General features: G+C 33.3%; 1 protein-coding gene. It reads left to right on the top strand.

Going from position 1 to position 351, the window contains the following annotated elements:
• A partial coding sequence (locus AC1DG9_RS27860; protein ID WP_477635811.1) for a hypothetical protein occupies nt 1-351 on the top strand: 351 nt, incomplete at both ends.

The raw sequence follows: 351 nt of genomic DNA on the forward strand, positions 1-351 counted from the left end.
TAAGGATAGTGACATTTTACACTCAACCGGATACTCTAATAGCCGGTTAGGTGGTAATTTTTGTACCACCCCTCAGCCAGAATTAAATTTTGATGCCATGACTATTGTTGGAAATCTTAATAAAAATAATGCTCAAAAGCTATCTGAATTCATGAGTACTGAACCACAAATTAGACTTTGGGATATACTACAAACGAAATTTAAAGCTAAAGCACTGCAGGAAAAAGTTTATATCGAATACGACAAAGTAAAAGCAGATACATGGGATAGACGTAATATGCGTGTTGAATTTAATCCGAATAAACTTACGCATGAAGAAATGCTTTGGTTAAAACAAAACATTATCAACTA

This window comes from Pedobacter sp. 05L430, assembly GCF_056397585.1.